The organism is Candidatus Leptovillus gracilis, assembly GCA_016716065.1.
GTDB classification, from domain to species: domain Bacteria; phylum Chloroflexota; class Anaerolineae; order Promineifilales; family Promineifilaceae; genus Leptovillus; species Leptovillus gracilis.
The window spans coordinates 470,553-490,920 of sequence record JADJXA010000003.1 but is presented as its reverse complement, the minus strand read 5'-3'; the positions used below and the strand labels follow the sequence as shown (position 1 = coordinate 490,920).

At 54.1% G+C, this 20,368-nt stretch carries 13 protein-coding genes; 9 read left to right on the top strand and 4 right to left on the bottom strand.

Going from position 1 to position 20,368, the window contains the following annotated elements:
• The first annotated feature begins 19 nt into the window (after positions 1 to 19).
• A complete protein-coding gene (locus IPM39_11020; protein MBK8986595.1) occupies positions 20 to 1,156 on the top strand; it encodes an AI-2E family transporter in 1,137 nt (378 codons plus the stop codon).
• 424 nt (positions 1,157 to 1,580) lie between these two features.
• Here the strand turns inward: IPM39_11020 and IPM39_11015 are convergent, their stop codons facing one another.
• The 4 genes from IPM39_11015 to IPM39_11000 all read right to left on the bottom strand — a co-directional run bounded on the left by IPM39_11015 (position 1,581) and on the right by IPM39_11000 (position 7,953).
• Positions 1,581 to 2,192: a histidine phosphatase family protein gene (locus tag IPM39_11015; protein MBK8986594.1), complete on the bottom strand. Its 612-nt coding sequence runs from the start codon at positions 2,190 to 2,192 to the stop codon at positions 1,581 to 1,583.
• Positions 2,193 to 2,272: 80 nt separating this feature from the next.
• Positions 2,273 to 4,699, bottom strand: a complete 2,427-nt coding sequence (locus IPM39_11010) for an NACHT domain-containing protein (GenBank protein MBK8986593.1) — start codon at positions 4,697 to 4,699, stop codon at positions 2,273 to 2,275.
• A gap of 603 nt (positions 4,700 to 5,302) precedes the next feature.
• Positions 5,303 to 6,535 (bottom strand): tetratricopeptide repeat protein, encoded by a 1,233-nt coding sequence (locus IPM39_11005; protein ID MBK8986592.1) that lies wholly within the window; start codon positions 6,533 to 6,535, stop codon positions 5,303 to 5,305.
• A complete protein-coding gene (locus IPM39_11000) occupies positions 6,532 to 7,953 on the bottom strand; it encodes a hypothetical protein (GenBank protein ID MBK8986591.1) in 1,422 nt (473 codons plus the stop codon). Before IPM39_11000 ends, IPM39_11005 begins: the two co-directional genes overlap by 4 nt.
• A gap of 154 nt (positions 7,954 to 8,107) precedes the next feature.
• Between IPM39_11000 and IPM39_10995 the strand changes: the two genes are divergently transcribed.
• The 8 genes from IPM39_10995 (at position 8,108) to IPM39_10960 (ending at position 20,353) form a co-directional block, all read left to right on the top strand.
• Positions 8,108 to 9,022, top strand: a complete 915-nt coding sequence (locus IPM39_10995; GenBank protein ID MBK8986590.1) for an SDR family oxidoreductase — start codon at positions 8,108 to 8,110, stop codon at positions 9,020 to 9,022.
• Between the two features lie 242 nt (positions 9,023 to 9,264).
• Positions 9,265 to 10,083 carry a class I SAM-dependent methyltransferase gene (locus IPM39_10990; protein MBK8986589.1) on the top strand — a complete coding sequence of 273 codons (819 nt, stop codon included), beginning with the start codon at positions 9,265 to 9,267 and terminating at the stop codon, positions 10,081 to 10,083.
• A gap of 15 nt (positions 10,084 to 10,098) precedes the next feature.
• A complete protein-coding gene (locus tag IPM39_10985; GenBank protein ID MBK8986588.1) occupies positions 10,099 to 11,130 on the top strand; it encodes an NAD-dependent epimerase/dehydratase family protein in 1,032 nt (343 codons plus the stop codon).
• A complete protein-coding gene (locus IPM39_10980) occupies positions 11,087 to 11,875 on the top strand; it encodes an SDR family NAD(P)-dependent oxidoreductase (protein ID MBK8986587.1) in 789 nt (262 codons plus the stop codon). Before IPM39_10985 ends, IPM39_10980 begins: the two co-directional genes overlap by 44 nt.
• Positions 11,876 to 12,402: 527 nt before the next feature.
• A complete protein-coding gene (locus tag IPM39_10975) occupies positions 12,403 to 14,802 on the top strand; it encodes a glycosyl transferase family 36 (GenBank protein MBK8986586.1) in 2,400 nt (799 codons plus the stop codon).
• Between the two features lie 189 nt (positions 14,803 to 14,991).
• Entirely contained in the window at positions 14,992 to 16,488 is a 1,497-nt protein-coding gene (locus tag IPM39_10970; GenBank protein ID MBK8986585.1) for an ABC transporter substrate-binding protein, read from the top strand.
• A gap of 68 nt (positions 16,489 to 16,556) precedes the next feature.
• On the top strand, positions 16,557 to 19,427 hold the full coding sequence (locus IPM39_10965) for an extracellular solute-binding protein (GenBank protein ID MBK8986584.1): 2,871 nt from the start codon (positions 16,557 to 16,559) through the stop codon (positions 19,425 to 19,427).
• Positions 19,412 to 20,353: a sugar ABC transporter permease gene (locus IPM39_10960; protein ID MBK8986583.1), complete on the top strand. Its 942-nt coding sequence runs from the start codon at positions 19,412 to 19,414 to the stop codon at positions 20,351 to 20,353. Before IPM39_10965 ends, IPM39_10960 begins: the two co-directional genes overlap by 16 nt.
• Positions 20,354 to 20,368: the final 15 nt, after the last annotated feature.

The window sequence follows — 20,368 nt, the reverse complement described above, 5'->3', positions numbered from 1 at the left end:
CGCCAGAAGAGAGACTTGCATGAATTCTGATGGACAGAAAATACCCACTATAGAACAGAAAAAAACGCTTTGGCAGGCCGCCATGATTGCTGCCTTCTTTGTCCTGATTTTGGCGGCGGTAGTTGTTGGCTACGGGCTGCTGCGGGCGATGAGCTTGCTTTCCAGTGTATTGGTTCCCCTGGGCGTAGCCGGAATCATCTCTATTTTATTGAAGCCAGTCATTGAGTTGGCTTCAACCCACCTGCCGCTTCATCGCAACCGCGCGACTATTCTTGTGCTGGCGATTTTCTTTGGCCTGGGGGCGGTGCTCTTTTTTTTGACGGCCAGATCGCTGCTCTCTTTTGCGACGAATTTGCCGGAGCTGGTCAGGCAATTTAACCTGTTGGTTCAGGCGCAGTTCCGGCAAAACCCCGCATTGGTGGATGTGCTTATTGAGGCTGCGGAGCGGATGAGAGTGGTTTTGCCCACAGTAACAACGGCCGTTGTTTCATTTTTCTTGTCAACCGTCAACAGCGCCATCGCCATCTTCGCCTACGTCGCTGGCTTCATTTTTGTGCCTTTATACACCTATTATTTTCTGCTAAACAGTGAAACCATCGTCAAGCAGTGGCAGGAGTATATCCCGCTGCGCCAATCAAAATTTCGGGACGAACTGGCCTTTATGGTCGGGGAAATCAGCCGCTACATCGTCACCTACTTTCGGGGTCAGATCACAATCGGCTTCACCATCGGTGGCATTATCGCGCTGGGTCTCATCATCCTCAACCTGCAATACGCTCTCCTCATCGGTCTGTTTGCCGGTTTTGTCGGTTTGATCCCTTATTTGGGCGCAATCATGGCGATTGTCCCCGGCGTTACCCTGGCCTATTTACAATCCAACGGAGATTGGGGATATGTGCTGCTGGTAGCCCTGGTTTTTGCTCTTGCCAGCCAGGCGGAGAGCCTGTACATCGGCCCCAAAATCATGGGAAATCGTACGGGCTTGCACCCGGTAACGGTCATTCTTTCCCTGTTTTTCTGGTCGGCCATTATTGGCGGCGTATTGGGGCTGATGTTGGCCGTCCCCCTGACAGCAACCGTGCGTGTGCTGTTGCAGCGGTATGTCTGGCAGCGGGAAAGTGCTGAGTTACCCCCAGGAGACCCGCCGCCTGCCTGATTCAATGATCTTTCGGCGCTGACGGTTGTAGAATATGTGTTGACCACCCCCCAACTCCCTCCGCTCGCTCGCAAGAACAACCGCGCACACTCCCTGTTATAGACGCCTCCTGTCTCTCTATGATGTACCTGATTTTTTGGAGAGCGATTGCCCCCTTAGTCATCGTCTAAGAATAACTTCCTGTTTTTTAGATTGGACCAATCTTGGAGATTGGTCCAATCTGGACCATGTAATTTCTAGATGATCGCTTAGTTTAAGCCATTAAAAAAACTTGCAGCTCCTTGGCGGCCAACCGGTGGAGCGATAAAACAATTCGCCAGCAATATACTTTCATGTGAACAGGTGTCCAAAAATCGCACAGAATCCCCAGCGTCTGGTGCACGCTATGTTAGCCTGCCGTGTTCATAGATGGCTTTGCGGGATATTAAAAGAGTATCCCATTCCATTCAACACAGAACAAACCTTCCGAGCGCAATTCTGAGACAATGCAAGATGTATAGTCAATCCCATGTAATCTGACAGTTTCCTCATCAACATTTCTTAATATGAGAGGTAACATTAACCGATATATTCCTCCATGCGAGACACACAAAATCTTTGTTTCAGTGCCTCCAAGCTGGCTAATTAACTTGTCAATGAATGGCACAAAACGGTTCCGGATAGCTAAGAAAGTTTCGCCACCTTCAATACATTTTTCCCACTGTTTATGAACCGTCCAGCTATCAAATAACTCGCGCCATCGTTGCCAACTAACTTCATCAGAATGCCCTTCCAAGAACCCACAATCGTATTCCCGCAAGGCGTCTACTATCTCATAATCTAAGTTTAGCTGGTTAGCAAGGATGATACTGGTTTCAATAGCACGCAAAATGGGACTGGAATAAATGTGCGTGATAACTTGATTCCTCAGACTCTGCGCTAGCGTATTTGCTTGTTCACGCCCCTTGAGCGTCAGTCCGTATTGAAGTCCACGATTAGAAATCTCATGTCGAAGATTAGCTTGGCTTTCTCCGTGTCGGGCAAAATAGATTCTCATAGTAACGATTTTCTCTAATTCTTAACTCGAGTGTTGGGAATTTAAATTTGACAAATTGTAAAGTGACCCCCCATTAATCATCAGGACATGGCATCTTGATTGTTGGTGGGTTGATCTGCCGGTTGCCACGTAAAATATTCCTGGATTGCCTGGTGGATAAAGATGTAGCCGCCGCCAACACGGTGCAAAAAGACACGGTTTACGCAAAATTCCAGAAACCCTGTCAAATCGCCGGGCAGATCGGTGGTCAGCCATAACAAAAAGCGCAAAAAGAAGTGGTTGGCGACATCGCCGCCGCCAAACATGAAGAGGGACACAAGCGCCGATAATACTCCGGCGACCAGTCCCAGGGTGAGATTTTGCCACAAAACGGCCGTCACCACCGTCATTGCCAGGCCTAAAATGCCCCCGGCGATCAGCGCGTTGGTGGCCGATAGCCGAATACCCTGATTGGGTTTGCTGGTAGCCGTTACCCGGTGGCCACGCAAACCGCCAAGCAGCAGAAACACCAGCCCCAACGACAAAAAAGTATGTAGGATTTGTGTGGAGCCATATAACAGGAATTCCACCAGTTCTACGGCCGTCGCCAGTCCCAGACCGATAAGCAAACCCACCGCCATGCCCGACCAGGACCAATCGAGAGCGGCCACGGTGCGAATGTCGTCACGCAAATTATTGCCATTAACAAAATAGGTAATCAGACCAAAATTAACGCCAGCCACGACGCCAAACGAAAGCGCCAGAAAGAGGATGTCATAAATTGCCACGAAGAGCGTTGTTAAAAAACAGACGACCGTCACCGTAACGGCCGTGCGCCAGTACCGTCGTTTTTGGTTGTCTAGGATCGGGTAGCCCTGGTCTGAAATGTGTTTGTAGTAGATGCTGTCCAGCACGGCCGTTACCAGCCCCATGCTCAATCCTAAAAACAGCATCAGCCATAAATCGGTCTCGGCTGCCAGACCCGGGACCACCTGCCCAATTTGCTGCGACCAGACCGTGCTGAATTGGGAGATGTTGATGTGTACCATAAGCCAAAACAGCCACATGAGCACACTGGAAACCAACCCCGCAAACAGTCGCGACCCTGCCATGTAGGTAAACTGCCACCACTGAGTATTCAGCCAACTTGGCTGCAACCCCTCAATCAAAAAAACCGCCTGATTGTGTGTGCCCATTTGCTGCGCCAACCAGCTTAATCTATGCACGACGCCTGCCTGAGAATAGCCTGTGTTATTGCCGCGCCTGGTAAACATGGCCCGGACATAAGCATCGAACAGGTCTGTTATGCCAATTCTTTCGTCGTCTCCCGAAACCAGTTTCGTTTGCCAGTAGGCCACGCTGAGGACGTGGAGCATGAGCGGTGTCTGGGCCATTTTTGCCAGGGCGGGGTCGTGGTGAACGGCCGTTTTCAAGCCGCCCAATCGTTCACCGGCCGCCGTCAGGTAGGCGTCGATCTGGGCGGTCGTGAGCGGCTGCAAGAGGTACGCACTGCCCAGGTGTAGGCGTGTTTCCAGCGCCTCATAGGCTTTGCGGCGGCTGCTGATCACGATGCCTGTCAATCCATGCTGCTGGCGGAACTGGTTGAGCGCGGTCACGCAGGCGGCGCGGTGGTTTGCCGGCGTTTCGTCCAGACCATCTAAAAGCAAAATCAGGGCGTCGTCATTCAGCCATTCACAGCCCAGCGTTTGGGGAATCTGGTATTTGGCGGTTAATTCTTCGACGACCCATTCGCTGATGGGCTGCCGCTTTTCGGCCCACGAGACGAGATTGAAAATGACGGGAATCGGCTGCTCCGGGTCTCTTTCGGCCTGGGCGATGAGTTCCTGAGCCAGGTTGATGAGCGTCGTGGTTTTGCCGGAGCCGGGTTCACCCAAAATGAGCAGCGCCCGGTCGGATTGGTGGAACAGGGCCGAGAGGGTGGGTGGGGCAACGGCCGTTTCTTCCCCATCCGGCAGCGGCGGCACAGTCCCGATGACGTACTGCCAGGGCTGGTCTATGGCTTCATCGTAGGCACGGCCGTGCAGATGCAGCAGCAGCGCCCCTTTCACCGATTTTTCCAAAACGCCTTCCACCCAAAAATGTTTCACTTTTTCTAACAAAACGAGCTGCTTGCGTCGTTCCGGCGTGAGTGGCGCAGCGGGTGGAGGGGCTGTTGTTGCCAGGATGGGCGCGGGCGCAGGGTTTGTCTGGGGAAATATCCGGCGTTGTTCCTGCTCGTTCAGGGCGCGGTAGTTGCCGGTGCGCAGGAATTGGTTGGCTTCAGCCAGCGTCGGCAGGCCGCCGCAGCGATGCAGCACAGCCACCAGGCTCACCAACACCAGCCGGTCGTCGGCGTGGATTTTGCTCCGGTCTCGTTCCCAATCGGAAACGGCCGCGCCTGAGTAACCGGTGTTGCCCAGTTCATCGCCCAGCAGTTCGCCCAGGCGCACCTGCGTCAATGTACCGCCGCGAAGCGAGTCCTGGCACTGTTTGCGGTATGCGCGCACCTGCTGGCCAAAGGTGGTCATGACTTCCTCCCCATCTTTCTGTAGAAATCCGATGGCTGTGTCAGATCAACGTTTTTCTGACATCGCCGCTTTAAAACCTGCTAAAAATCGGTTTAACACTTACTTAAATTCGTAGAGCCGTTTGCCGAAATTGGTTCATGATGGCCTGAATTTGTTGTCCTTTTAGTCGAGAATAAAAGGCATGAAGCTGATTTAAGCAGCACCCTCTGTAACTCAAGCGTCAATTTTTCTACACTGAAACCATGAACCGATCGGGAACAGCTTGCAAGAGGAAATGGAATGGAAAACGGCCGTTGAGCATCTCATGAGCGGATAAAACAACCTTTTGTCCGGGCGCGCCGTCCTCAATGAGCCTCTCTTACACAAAAGTGAGGTGTCGAAATGCTCGAGGTCCGAAAAACACAAGTTAAGCGTCGAATTGTTCATCTGTGGTCTGTTACAACGGTCTTTGCCATCTGTTTTGGTCTGCCCACACTCCTCCATTTGATGGCCGAGTGCGCCAGCACAGGGTCTGGCTGTGGGTGCGCAGGCTAATCCTGGAATATGTTTAGCCGCAGATTGCGCGGAATTTTGGTCTCATGCGTGATGCGTGACAAGAGTAACTCACGCATCACGCATCAAAGCATTGTCTTCACCCACTCCCCGCGTCTGCTTCAGGGCGTTCTCAGCCTCCTTGAAACCTTTTTGTAGTTTTTGTCCCCAGGCATCATCGGGAAAACCGGCCAATAAGGCCAGCGCCTGTGAATAAAACTGCTGCGCCTCATCAAAATGATTTTGCGCCGTTTTGACCTCCGCCAACCCGCCCAATGTGTTGGCATAATGAACCGGATCAGCACAACCTTTCCACAATACCAGGCTGCTGTGGAAAAATTGCTCTGCTTCCGCCAATCGCCCTTGGGCCAGGTAGACGGCGCCTAAATTATTGGCCACCACCGCCCGATCAAATAGATTCCCCGATTGCCACAAAAAAGAAGCGTTCGCCTCCAAAAAGAGGCGCTCTGCTTCAGAATGATTGGCCCGTTTCAGGTGCAGCGAACCCAATTCATTCAGCACCCTGGTTTTGTCTAAATGATTTGCGGTGTGGGCCAGGCAATCCAGGGCTTCATGATAGGCGGCTAAGGCGGCGTCTGTTTTGTCTTGCGCGGCCAAAACCTCCCCCAACAATTTGAGACAGTTAGCCAGATAAACAGGATCGCCCACTTCACGCCACAGGGATACTGAATAACTGAGATATTCCTCAGCCAGCGCCCATTGCCCTTTGTCTTTGGTCAGCAATCCCAGTTCAAGCAGCACAAACGCATGTTTGATGAGCGGGACGTGGATGACTTGAAACGCTTTTTGCGCCTGGTGGATGTAGGTTTCTGCTTCAGTAAAGCGCCGCATCTGACGGCAAACCGCCCCCAGGTTGATGCAGGCATGGGCCTCGCGCCATTTGTCCTCAAGCATCAAGCCGATCTGCAATTCATCCAGGTGGGCGGCAAATGCTTTTTCCAACTGCCGGTTATGGCGGTAAAAAAGCCCCAAATGGTCAAGAATTCGGCCACGCAGCGCCGGGTTGTCATCTGGGCAGCTTTCGAGCGCTTGTTCCAGCATCGGAATCCACTCGCCCCAGTAGCCTCGCCGCTCAACGAAGACAAAGGTTTGCAAAAGCAGTTCGGTCGTGCTGTGCCAGGCGTCCGGCACATGCAAGCCAAATTTGGCGGCGCGGTAGAGGTTTTGCCGCTCCTGGTCTAGGGCGGGAAGCGTGTCGTCGGTGAGGTCCTGGGTTCGCTGCTGCCAGTACTTGATGTTGGCGGCCACGCTTTGGGTGAATTGGGTGGAGGGTTGGGTCATCATGGTTCTATCAGGTTGGGCCAGCCGATAATTTCTGTTTGTAAGAAGGTGTCTGTGAGGCGGTGGATGCCGTAGCGCCGTTCCTGGATGGTTCCCTGCACTTCCAGCAGGGAGCGGGCGGTCAATTCGCGCACGGCCGTCCAAAATTCATTTTCATCCAGACCGCTAAAGGCCAGCATTTGCTCCGGTTGGGCGCCGGAAGCGGCCGCCAGAGGCATGGCCAGCAGCAGCGTTTGCGCTGCGGGTGTTAACGTTTGCCAGGTTTCCCAGTAAATGTGGCGGTATAAATCTTCAATCGGACCGGCCCGGTTTTTGTTGAGATCGGCCAGGATTTGGGGCAGGGGCAAAACGGCCGTCAGGCTGACCACCAATTTCAGGGCCAACGGATTGCCGCCAGTGACCTGGTAGATGGCTTGCATGGTGTCCTGGCCGGCGGCGGCCAGTTCTGGCAGACCGGTGATTTGGGCATGGTGGCGCAAGAGCGCTTCGGCGTCGGGGAAGGGCAGTTCGTGTAAGGAGTGGGTGTAAACGGCCGTTCCGCCGGACGGTCGGGCGCGGCTGGTCAGTAAAAAGCGGGTTGGTTCCACAAAAGCCAGAAGCTTGCCGGCGAAATAATCAACGTGGGCGATTGTTTCCAGATTGTCAATGATGATCAAAAGGGGTTCGGCTTTCAGTTTTTGGCTTAAGCGCGTTTCCAGGTGGGCATCCGGTTGACCCTGAGCCATGCCGGGCCACAAAGCGGCGGCAAGTGCAGCTAATAGGGCCTGATAGGCGCGTTCAGGCGGCAGCGCCGCGCCGCTGAACTGCTGCTGCTCGACACGCAGCCAGCAGATTTGTTTGAAGGCCAGACTGGGCAGCACCTGCCGCACCACCGAGTCCGCCAGACTTGTCTTGCCAATGCCGCCGATGCCCGTCAGGGCAATGATCCAGGGCGCCGTTTCCTGCACGAGCTGGGCCGCAACGATTTGCCGAATCTGGCTAAAACCAAAAAATTGGCTGTAAGAGGCGGGGGGCAGGCTGCTTTCCAGGGCCTGGATTAATTCTGTGCGGAGCTTTGTTTCCTGATGGTAGAGAAGCTGGGTCAAGGACTCGATGGCGGCGCGCTGCCAGCGATTGACCTGGTCAACGCTGGCGTACATTTCCTGAGCAACCTGTCGGGTGATTTTGCCATCCAGGAACCGGCTGCGCAGCACCATTGCGCCGGCTTCGTCTTGTTCGGTCAGGAGTTCGATGCTGTCCAGAAGGACACGGTCAACGGCATACCGCCGCCCAAATGGCAGGGCGCTTTGAATTGAGGCCAGCTGATTTTGGACGAGCAGTAGTGTAGAAAGCGGTAACGTCTGATTTTCTGCCGGTTTGCCCCATTGCACCAGGGCCGCATGAACGGCCGTTTGCAGTTCCGCCTGAGTGATGGCTGTCATAGGAGCATTGTACCTGAAAAACGGCCGTTTTGTTCATTCGATATGGCCTGACTGCGCACAAAATCGCAGACAACTCACACAGTTTCGCACACTGAAAATGGTATCTATTTAACAAGGATAAATATCAGGAGGCAGGACCAATTCCGGGAGGCAAATGATGATACTCATTGTTGGTGGAACCGGGGCGCTAGGCAGCGCCACAACCGAAAAATTACTGGCCCAAAAAACGGCCGTGCGCGTGATGACCCGCACTCCACTCAAGGCGCAAGCCCTGCAAGCCCTGGGCGCGGAAGTGGTTCAAGGTGATTTACGCGACCAGGATTCTCTAATCCGAGCCTGCCAGGGCGTTGATGTCGTGTTGGCCTCCGCCCATTCGATTATGGGCAGTGGGTCAGAAACCTCGAAATACATTGATGATCAAGGGCATCGCTGGCTCATCGACGCGGCTAAAGCCGCCGGTGTCAATCATTTTGTCTACGTCTCTGCGTTGGGCGCAGCGCCAGACCATCCAGCCAACTTTTTCCGCATCAAATACAAAATTGAACAATATTTGCGGAACAGCGGCTTACCATGCACGATTTTGCGCCCCACGGCCTTCATGGAATCCCATGCTTACCAACTTATCGGCCAGCCCATCTTGGAAACTGGCAAAGTGACTTTGTTTGGCAAGGGTGAAAATCCACGCAATTTTGTTGCCGCTGCTGACGTGGCTCATTTTGCCGTCCTCATGCTGCTTAACCCAGACCCATCTGGAGAGATGTTAGCAATCGGTGGGACAGAGAATCTTACCAATATGCAGGTCGTGGTCATGTATGAAGAACTCGCCGGACGTAAGGCAAAAGTGTCTCATGTGCCGCTGGGTATGCTGCGGATCATGGCGCCAGTGGTCAGCCCCTTCAATCCCGGTCTCAGCCAGGTCATACAAACCAGCATCTGGCATGACACGACAGACCAAACCTTCGATCCAAGCACCTTACTGCAGCGGTATCCCATGACATTAACAAGGTTGGAGGATTGGACGCGAAGTCACATCCCGTCTGATCGGCTCGTTGCCGCCGGCAGTGTTTAAGGTATCCGGGTTGTTTCTGTCCTCTGGGGGGACGGCCGTTCTCCTATAGAGAACGGCCTTTTTTCAATTCCCCTCGACGTTCAATAGTTTTTCACACTAGAAATCATGAGAGGGCTGTACTGGCTACAGGATACTTGCTGACCAGGATGCTGGGTCGATCAAACCAGCAAAATGAGTTGAGTGGACACTTTTTTTGCAGGGTAACGGCCGTTTTTGCTCATGCAGTGCAGGGTTTGAGAGAAATGAAAACAATCAGTAAGTTTTTATACAGACGGATGCCAAAAATAAGACAAACGCTCACCCGAACGACCTATGAATATGTGTCTTCAATCGATAAACAAAACCAAGTTCTTTTTATGAATTACGGATACGCCAATTTGAATCAAGACCTAAAACCGATCCAGTTACCTCTTCAAGAAGAAAAATTTCGCTACGAGATCCAACTCTACCATCATTTAGCATCCTTCATTAATTGGCATGGACTAGAGGCTTTGGAAGTCAGTTCAGGACGTGGTGGTGGTGCAAACTACATTAAACAGCAATTCAAACCAAAATCACTTATAGGTGTAGATTTTTCAAGCAAAGCAGTTGATTTTTGCAATCGGTACTATGCACATGTGGCTGGCCTATCATTCATCAGAGGTAATGCTGAATCTCTCGAATTTGCTGACAATTCGTTCGATGTTGTCATCAACGTGGAAGCATCATTTTATTATCCAAAAATAGAACGTTTTTTCGACCATGTTGTAAGAATCCTCAAGCCAAACGGCCACTTTTTATATACAGATATGCGCTATTCAACAGAGTTGAATACATGGCATAAACAATTAGAAGCCACAGGTTTGGCCTTGTTGCAAGAAACGGACATTTCCTACAATGTGATTGCGGCCTTAGAACTCGATAAAGAACGACGCATTCAACTCATACAAGAGAATGTGCCCAAAATACTGTTTACCCCCTTCTCTCAATTAATTGGTGTAACCGGCGGTGGACTCATCCCCCATCCATCCAGGATTGGCGAGCGCGTTTACAAGAGCTTCGTTTTTAAGAAAAGTGGTTAATGAGAAGATTGACATATGGCAAATCAAACCTATCTCGTAACCGGCGGCTGCGGCTTTTTGGGGCAATACATCGTCCAGGCCATTCACACCCATGATCCCCAGGCCGAAATTCGCGTGCTGGACCTCAAACCACGCAGCACCTTGCTCAATATCGAATCCATCCCACAAGTTAAACTGATCTCTGGCGATTTAAGGCAGCCCGAATCATTTGCCTCTGCTTTGGCTGGCGTGGACACAGTTGTCCACAGCGCTGGGTTGATTTCCTTCAAACAGGGAGACAGCGACGCCTTGCGCCACTCAAACATCGTTGGCATGGAAAATCTATTGCAAACCGCATTAGCACATCAGTGCCAAACTTTCCTGTTTATCAGCTCCATCTCCGCAGTTGGACGGCAGCCCAACCAACTTTCAACCGAAACCATGTTCCCAGAGCCGGAAGAGAAGCGACTTACAGATCCCTATGGCTACAGCAAGCTTTGTGGGGAACATCTTTTGCAAGCCAGCGCAGATAATATTCGCGGCCTTATCCTCAATCCCAGCCTCATTTTAGGGCCAGGCTCACACCGCATCGCCAAGACGATTCACTATTTACGTTGGATTCCTTTCTGCCCTATGATCACCACGCTCAACAGTTTTGTGGATGTGCGCGATGTGGCCGCCGCCGTTGTGCTGGCGCTGGAGAAGGGGCGCAGCGGCGAGCGTTACCTCATCACCACAGAAAATATGGGCATGGTACCCTTTATGAAAATGCTGCTTACAGGCATGGGTAAAAAAGCGCCGGTATTTCCTGTGCCAACTTTCCTGCTCAACCTGTACGATTTCTTCGTTTGGTTACTGGACCTGCTGCACATCAATCCTTGCTTTAAAAAATCTAAGGGGTTTCATGTGGATAAAGCGTACAGCACCCAGAAAATAACGCGCGAACTGGGCTGGCGACCAACCTATTCAATCGAACATTCCCTGCATGACACAATATCGTTCTGCACTGGAGAAAAGAACAAAGATGAATTTGTACGGCAAGACAGTATTGCTTACCGGCGCATCTAAAGGGCTGGGACGAGTCTTAGCCAGCCAACTCGATGCCAAAGGCGGCCGTCTGTTGTTGGTTGCGCGTGATACCGCCCGGTTAGACAGCCTGCAACAAACGTTGCAAACATCTGGCTCTCGGCTGTTTCCCTGCGATTTGGGTGATGGGAACGGCCGTTCCCGATTGGTCGAACAAATTTTTGCGACTGAGACCAGAATTGATCTAATGATCCACTGCGCCGGAATAGGCAGCCATTCCAAATTGAACCAACTCTCGCCTGAAGAAATACGGCCGCTGTTGGCGGTCAATACGATTGCCCCACTGGAACTTACGGCCGCCCTGCTGCCCTTGCTACCATCCAACCAACCGGCCGGCATTGTCACCATCGGATCGGTGGCGGGGGAGTTGACGCTGCCTGGCATGAGCCTATACAGCGCCAGTAAAGCCGCCTTGCATAGTTTCAGCCGGGCTGCTGGCATGGAGTTGGTGCATCAAGGTCATTTCAGCCTGCTTGTTGTCTTGGGGGCGCTGCGTGACACTCAGTTTGGCGAGTCAATTCGCCATCCTGCAAATAAGCAGCCGGGTTTGTATCGGCGGCTGGATGTCTATCCGGCCCAAGCTGCCGCCCAAATTATCAAGGCTGTCGAACAACAGCGTTCTTTATTAGTGATTCCTGGATGGCAGCGAATTCTGCTGGCTTTTAACAGGGTATTGTTCCCGTTGACACAACCGGCAACCCGGCATTTGTACCGCCGATTTCGCTAAAACCATGACTGTGTTGGCACATTTAAGCAGCATTTTTGCCAATTTTGCCGTTTTTAACGTTCAACCACGGTTTACTGTGGTGATACCGTTGCGTACGCGAGTGACATTTTTCAATGACCTACTTGCATTGTGTCGCTAGCCTATTTTTCCTGACTGGGAATCGCTCTGGCTGTTTATGGTCAAATCGCTTGAGAAAGATGACGTCCCATCTGACATCGCCGCTTTAATTCTAAATTGAGAACAGCGGCACCAACGCACCGCCACCTTGACAAATAAAAAGAGTCATGATAATTTTCTCTTTAAGGATTGCCTGCAGTAAAAAATAGATTAACTTGCGTGAACTTTTTTTTGACTCAAAGTGAAACGTTTCACTAAGCTAACAAGGCTCGTAGATACCCAAATAGAGGCTTTGTAACCCCATTCATCACAGGGAGGCACAGAGTAAGACTTTTGCCCTCAGTGGTCCAATGTCAGAGGGACTATATAGATAAAAGGCGTTGGCAAAGATCGATGCTCGCTGCGCAGCCATGAACAAGAAATTTGAAAGTACTTATGGATATTTTGCCGACGATGGCAAAGAGTACGTCATCACCACGCCCTATACGCCACGGCCGTGGGGCAACATCATCAGCAATGGCGATTATAGTCTGCTGATTTCGCAGAATGGTTCCGGTTATAGTTGGCGCGGCAATGCTGGGCAAAATCGTATCACCCGCTCATTTCAAGACCTGATCAAGGACAATTGGGGCAAATATTTCTACATCCGTGACCGGCAGCGGGGGGTGTTTTGGTCGGCTACCTACAAACCGGTGATGCGGCCGTATCAATCTTTTGCCGTCGCGCATGGCATTGGCTATTCCCGATTTAGCCAGGAAGTTGAAGAGATTGCCAGCGAATTGACAGTGTTTGTGACGGCCGTTGACCCGGTGGAAGTGTGGCGGCTGCAACTGACCAATCACAGCGCCGAAACGCGCGAGTTGGACATCACCTCCTACGCGGAATGGGCGTTGGGCTTTGCGCCCGACGAACACCGCGAGTTTCATAAGCTGTTCATCGAAACATGGGCCGACGAGTCGGCCGGGGCTGTCTATGCCCGCAAGTGCCTCTGGGGTTTCCCCGATGACAAGGGGCGGCACAACAACGTGGATTGGCCCTACACCGCGTTTATGGCCGTCAGCGAACCGTTGCAGTCGTTTGATTGTGATAAGGAGTCGTTTATCGGCCTGTACAGCAACGATGACAAACCGCAGGCGATGGTTAACGGCCGTCTCGCCGGCCGCAGCGGCCGATTCACCGATGCCATTGCCGCCTTGCAGGTTGCTGTCAGCCTGGAACCGGGGGCGAGCAAAACCATCGTGTTCACGTTGGGGGTAGCGGAAGATGGGCGCGAGGCTGTGGCGGAGCTGCACGGCCGTTACACCACCGTCGAAAAAAGCGCCCACGCCTTGCAAGAAGTCCACGCCCTCTGGTCACGCTTTTTGGATGGCGAAAAGGTGACAACCCCCGACGAAGCCCTCAACTTCATGACCAACTACTGGCTGAAATACCAGTCTATCTCCTGCCGCTTATGGGGGAAATCGGCGCTCTACCAGGTTTCCGCCGGCTATGGTTTTCGCGACCAATTGCAGGACAGCCAAATTTTCCTGGTTGGTGAACCAGACTATGCCCGCCAGCAGCTATTGCGCCATGCCGCCCAGCAATTTATCGAAGGGGATGTGCTGCACTGGTGGTTTTCCATTCGCGGCGGCGGCCCGCGCACCAACTGCTCCGACGATTTGTTGTGGCTGCCCTTTATCCTCGACGCCTATCTGAAAGAGACCGCCGATTTCGCTATCCTGGATGAAGCAGTGCCTTATCTGAACGGGCCGGCCGAACCTCTGTACGACCATTGCAAGCGCGCCATCGAACGCTCTTTCGCCCGCTTTTCGCCACGCGGCATTCCGTTGATGGGCGACCACGATTGGAATGATGGTCTGAGCGCCGTCGGCACGCTGCTGAAAGGCGAGAGCTTCTGGGTAGCCGAATTCCTCTACATGATCCTGGGCAGTTTCGCCCCGGTGGCGCGAAAGCGAGGCGACGAACGCTTTGCCCAGAAGTGCGAAGTCGTCCGTGATAACCTCCAACTGGCCCTCAATACGCACGGCTGGGATGGCGAGTGGTATTTGCAGGCCACAACCGACGAGGGGCTGCTGTTGGGATCAAAAGAGAATGACGAGGGACAGATATTTTTGATGCCCAACAACTGGGCCGTCATCAGCGGCATTGCTGACGCGGATCGCGCTCAGACGGCGATGGCCTCGGTGACGAAGTATTTGCTGTGGGAGCATGGCACGCTGCTCAACTATCCCGCTTTTACCAAACCCCGGCCAGATGTAGGCTACGTAACGCGCTATGCGCCGGGTTTACGGGAGAATGGCGGCGTTTATACCCACGCCGCCACCTGGTCTGTATGGGCCTATACGCTGATTGGGCAGCCCGACCTGGCCTACGAAGCGTATCGCCGCATCTGCCCGCCGAATCGCAGCGCCGACATTGAGACGTACAAGGCCGAACCCTATGTCACGCCGGGTAATATTGATGGGCCGCTTTCTGAGTATTACGGCCGTGGTGGTTGGACATGGTACACCGGTTCGTCCCAATGGCTGCATCGCATGGCCACGCATTGGATTTTGGGTATCCGGCCGCAAGCGGATGGGTTGCTGGTCGAGCCGTCTATCCCTGCCCACTGGCCCGGCTACCAGGTCAGCCGCAAATTTCGCGGGGCCTGGTATCAGATTGAAGTCCACAACCCGGAACAGATAAGCCGAGGTATTCGCTCTATCCTGGTTGATGGGCAGCCCCAGACCAACAATCTCATCCCCGTTTTTGGCGATGGGCAAACCCATCACGTCGCAATCATTATGGGTCGGGCAAAAGAAACGGAGTAACTGCTTACCACGGAGACACAAAGGCTTGTCCTGAGTACAACCGAAGGAACATAGAGATTAAACTGATACCATCTCCGTGTTCTCCGTGCCTCCGTGGTGAAATCCTAAAAAGGAGGCGTCTATCGAAAGAGGGTGAAACGCAACGCATTTTATTAACAAGTCAATGAACAATCTTGAGGAGATTAAGACATGAAGAGTATGACCATTCGCTTTTTATTGCTTGTTTTATTGCTGGCGGCCCTGGCGGCCTGTGGCGGCACCGCCACCACTACCACTACCGAAGAACCGATGGCTGACGCGCCGGCGCAAGAAGAAGTTGTCGCAGAACCGGCGGCGGAAGAACCTGCGCCCACGGAAGAACCTGCCGCTGAAGAACCCGCGCCGACTGAAGAACCGGCGGCTGAAGAACCCGCCACCGCCGAGATGGAACCGGTGACGCTGCGGTACGCCAACTGGAACCTGGGCACGGAAGAAGAAAACAACATCCAGCGCCAGATGGTGCAGGCTTACAGTGAGGCCAATCCCCACGTCACGGTGGAGTTTGTGGATATGTCGGCCGAAGGTGGTTGGGACGCTGTGCTGACCTCTTACGCCGCCAAAGGGGAGCTGCCAGACGTGTTTATGGCGAACAATGTGCCTCTGTATGTGCAAAATGGCTGGCTGGCCGACCTGACTCCCTTTGTAGAAAACGACGCCGATTGGGCCAACGTGCCGCAGGTGTTAAAGGACGCCTTCACCTACTCCGGGCAGGTGCTTGGCTTGCCGGCCGCCCAATTTGTGATGGGGTACTTTGTCAACAACGACTTGTACGAAGCGGCCAACCTGGATGCCCCGGCGTATGGCTTCTCGGTGGAAGAGTTTGAAACGGCCGTTACCTCCCTCAGCAACATCCCTCAGGGCGTACTCGGCCTGGACGAGATGGAATTTGTGATGGGTTGGTACGCCAACACCCAGGACCCCAACCTGAAATGGTTCAGCTTTGACGGCGAAAAGATGAATTACAACTCGGCTGCCTTCAAAGAGGCCGTCGCCAAAGCGGGCGAAATGCAGCAATACACCTGGCAAGGGCTGTCTGAAGAGCAGCTAACCAACTTCACAGCCACAGGCCCATGGGAACTGTTCCTGAACCAGGAAGTAGGGATGCGTTGGGACGCCTCCTGGTCTGTACCCAACTACGTGCAAAACGCCACCTTCGACTGGGACTTCATCGGCATTCCCGGCGGCAACCAGGCGTTGGTCGCCGACGTGATTGTAGTCTCCCAGACGGCCGCCAATCTGGAAGAAGCGTACAACTTTGCCAAATGGATGACCTTTTCTTCCGCCGCCTACGCCAAAGAAGCGGAACTGGCCGCAGCCATGGATTCCGCGCCCAAGATGCCAGTGGCCCTGGACGACGCCTCCCTGGAACTGTACAAGCAGTTTGTGGACAAACCGGGCATTCTGGCGGCCCTGGACAACCTGGACAACAGCATGATCGAATCACTGGCAAAGATTGTGCCAGGTTACATCAATGCACGCTTTGAAGGCAAGCCCGGCATTGACGTCGGCGAAGACCTGGATGTGAATATATGGTTTATGTTCAACTTTGCCAACGACGGCCGTTACAAATTCGAGGACTACTCCGCGCAACTGGAAGAGTTCGCCAATCAAATTCTGGCCGACGCCGCGGCGGAAATGAATCAGTAAGTTAGTCAGGCAGGTTGTTCGTTGCTGAAAAGCAACGAACAACCTGCCTTCTTCCGCCCATGTTTCCAATGTTTGCCCGAATTGTCCGGCTGGCTGGTCTGGTGGTGGTGTTGCTGTTGGCGGGCGCGCCCGCTTCGGCGCAGGCTGCCGGGCGTCCGGCGCACCCGGCGTCCGTGTTGCCCCGCCAGATCCCATCCGGGATGGTGGCGATTCAGGCCGACGCTTTTGGCCGGCCCCTCAGCGACCATCCATTGGCGCGGGCATATGGCCAGCCGACCGTGCAGTTGGCCGCCGGTGATGTGGTGACGTTTACGGCCGTTATCCCCACCGACAGCCTCTACACCATCAGCTTCGACACAGCCGCACTTGATTCCTTCATCAACCCGCCCGAAGGCCAACTGCGGGTAGATGGGCAGTTCCCCTCCCCGGAAGCGCAGCGCATTGTTTTCCCCATTTTCTACACCAACACCGCCGATGAGTTTCCACTGGACCGCTATGGCAACCAGGCGCTCATCCGGCAAGAACGATTGCTGCGCTGGACGGCAACGGCCGTGCGCGACGCCAATTTCCGCCAGCCCTACCCGCTGCAATTTCCCCTGACGGCCGGAGAACGCCAATTTGAATTTACCCTGACGGCCGAGACGATGCTGCTGGGCAGCATCGTCTTGGAACCGTTTGCCCCCTACCCCACCTACAGCCAGTACCAACAGGCCAACCCCGCCGCCGCTTCGTCGGGCGTGCTGCTGGAATTGGAAGCGGAATTCCCGACCTACAAAAACAGCACGGCCGTGCGCCCCACTAACAACCGCAGCCTGGCCGTAACCCCTTACGACACCTACCAACTGCTGCTCAACACGCTGGGCGGCGAAAGTTGGAAGCAAAGCGGCACGGCCGTTTATTACGAATTTGCCGTGCCCGAAGATGGCTTGTATCACATCACCCTGCGGGCGCTGCAAAACAGCAAAAACAACTTCACCACCTTCCGGCGCATCACCCTCAACGACGAGGTACTGTTCGACGAGTTAAACGCCGTCCCCTTCCCCTACAGCGCCGATTGGCATAACGTCACCCTGGGCGGCGAGACGCCTTACGCCATCTATCTGCGCCAGGGGGTCAACGTCTTGGGCATCGAAGCGACGCAAGCCCCCTACGGCGCGGCCATCGAAAAAATTCAGAAGGTGCTGCTAGACATCAACACCCTGTCGTTGGAGATTAAAAAGCTGACCGGCAATCAGGCCGATCCGTTCAAGGAATGGGTCATTGCCGATTACATCCCGGACATCGAGGCGCAGCTAAACGCCATTGCCGATGATCTGGCGGTGGACCTGGCAGGGTTAACGGCCGTTTACCCCGCCGGCGGCTCCCCCGAAATCCTGGCCTACCAGATGGCGATAGACAACATCCGCTTCCTGGCCCAGGAACCCGACAAAATCCCCATGCGCCTGAACCGCTTCTCCGAAGGTACAGGCTCGGCCGCCCAACTGCTGGGCAGCCTGCTGCCCGCCCTGCAAAGCCAACCCCTGGCGCTGGACAAACTCTACATCCACTCCCCCGATACCCCGCCGCCGCCGGTGGAGACATCGCTCCTGGATGCCTTTGTCGAAGGGGTCAAACGCTTTGCTTCCTCCTTCCGCCCCAACCCATATCAATCCATCGGCGCGGCCGAAGACGAGCTGGAGGTTTGGGTTAACCGGCCGCGCCAATATGTGGATTTGATGCAGCTCATCACCGACGAAACCTTCACCGCCGAAACGGGCATTCGGGTGAAATTCTCCATCATGCCCGATGAATCCAAGCTGGTGCTGGCTAACGCCGCCGGCATCCAGCCCGACGTGGCCCTGGGCGTCAGTACCAACGTGCCTTACGAACTCGCCATTCGCAACGCCCTGCAAGATTTACGCGCCTTCGACGACTTCGATGAATTCATCGGCATCTACGCCCCTGGCGCGCTTCTGAGCTACGTCATCAACGATTCTGTTTACGCCATCCCGGAAACGCAAGATTTTTGGGTGACATTTTACCGGCGCGACATCATGGAGTCGTTGGGGCTGCCGGTTCCGCAAACCTGGGATGAGGTGATTGCCATTTTGCCGGAGTTGCAGCGCTATGGCCTGAACTACAACACGCCGCTTTCGGCCGGCAGCGGCAGTAAACCGTACCTGATGACCGCCCCCTACCTGTTTAATCACGGGGCAAATCTGTACAGCGCCGACGGCTTTGCCACCGGTCTGGAAAGCGAAGAGGCCATCGCGGCTATCAGATTCATGGCCGAGAGCTTCACCATTTATGGGATGCCGCTGACCACATCTAGCTTTTACGACAGTTTCCGCTATGGCAGCCTGCCGATTGGCGTGTCTAACTTTGTAGACTATCTCAAGCTGCTCACGGCCGCGCCGGAAATCGCCAGTTTGTGGGAGATAGATCTCTACCCGGCCACCGTGCTGGCCGATGGGCGCCAGTACCGCTATGCCACCGGCTCGGCGCAGTCGGGCATTATGTTCGCCAGCACCGACCGGCCGGATGAGGCGTGGGAATTTATGAAGTGGTGGATGTCTACGCCGACGCAGGTAGATTTTCAGCAGCAGTTGATTTTGAATTATGGGCTGGAATATCTGTGGAATTCGGCCAATCTGGCGGCGTTTGCCTATTCGCCCATCCCGGAGGCGCACAAAGAGGTGATTTTGGCGCAGTGGGAATGGCTGCAAGAGCCGGTGAAGCTGCCGGGCAGCTATATGCAGGAGCGGGAATTGAGCAACGCCTGGAACCGCATTGTTTTTGATGGCGTGAATCCGCGCGTGGCGGTAGACAGTTCCGTGACGTTGATCAACCGGGAAATCAGCCGCAAAATGGAGGAGTTTGGTTATCTGGAAAATGGGGTGGTGGTGCGCGAGTTCAAAATTCCGACGGTGGAGACGATAGAGCAATGGATGGGGCGATAATACACGACGAGGTGGAAGAACGGCCGTCTAAAATCCGGCGTTGGGCGAGCAGAGAAGGCAACGCCTATGCCTTTGTGCTGCCCTATGCGCTCATGTTCACCATCTTCATCGTTGTGCCGGTGTTGGTGGCGTTTGGGTTGTCGTTTACCTTTTTCGACACCATCCAGCCGCCGACGTTTAACGGCCTGCGCAATTACATCACGCTGCTGACGCAGGATGATGTGTTTATGCGCTACGTGCTGCCCAACACCATCCGGTTTGCCGTGATTGTGGGGCCGGGTGGCTATGTGATGGCTTTTATGCTGGCCTGGATGTTGGCGCAACTGCCGCAAGCGCCGCGCACCATCCTGGCGCTGATTTTGTACTCGCCCTCGATGACAACGGCCGTTGCCATGGCCGTCGTCTGGAAAACCCTGTTCAGCGGCGATCAAAACGGCTACCTGAACAGCTACCTGTTGCAGTCAGGTCTCATTCAGGAACCGGTCCAATGGCTGCAATCGCCGCAATACCTGATGACCATCATGATTTTTGTTACCCTGTGGAGCAGCATGGGCGTCGGTTTTCTGGCGATGCTGGCCGGTATTCTGGAGATTAGCCCGGAATTGTACGAGGCGGGCAGCCTGGATGGCATCAGTAACCGCTTTCAGGAGATCATTCACATCACCATCCCTTCGATGAAGCCGCAGATGTTGTTTGGCGCGGTGATGGCGATTGTGGGCACATTTCAGGCCGGGGCGATTGGCGTCACGCTGTCGGGGGTCAACCCAACGCCGCAGTACGCCGGGCAGTTGATTGTGAACCACATTGAGGATTTTGGCTTTTTGCGCTATGAGATGGGCTATGCAGCGGCCGTTTCCGTGGTGCTGCTGCTGATGGTCTTGTTCTTCTCCCGCTTCGCCAACCGCCTGTTCGGCAGCAATGATTGACGGGAGCGCGGGCGT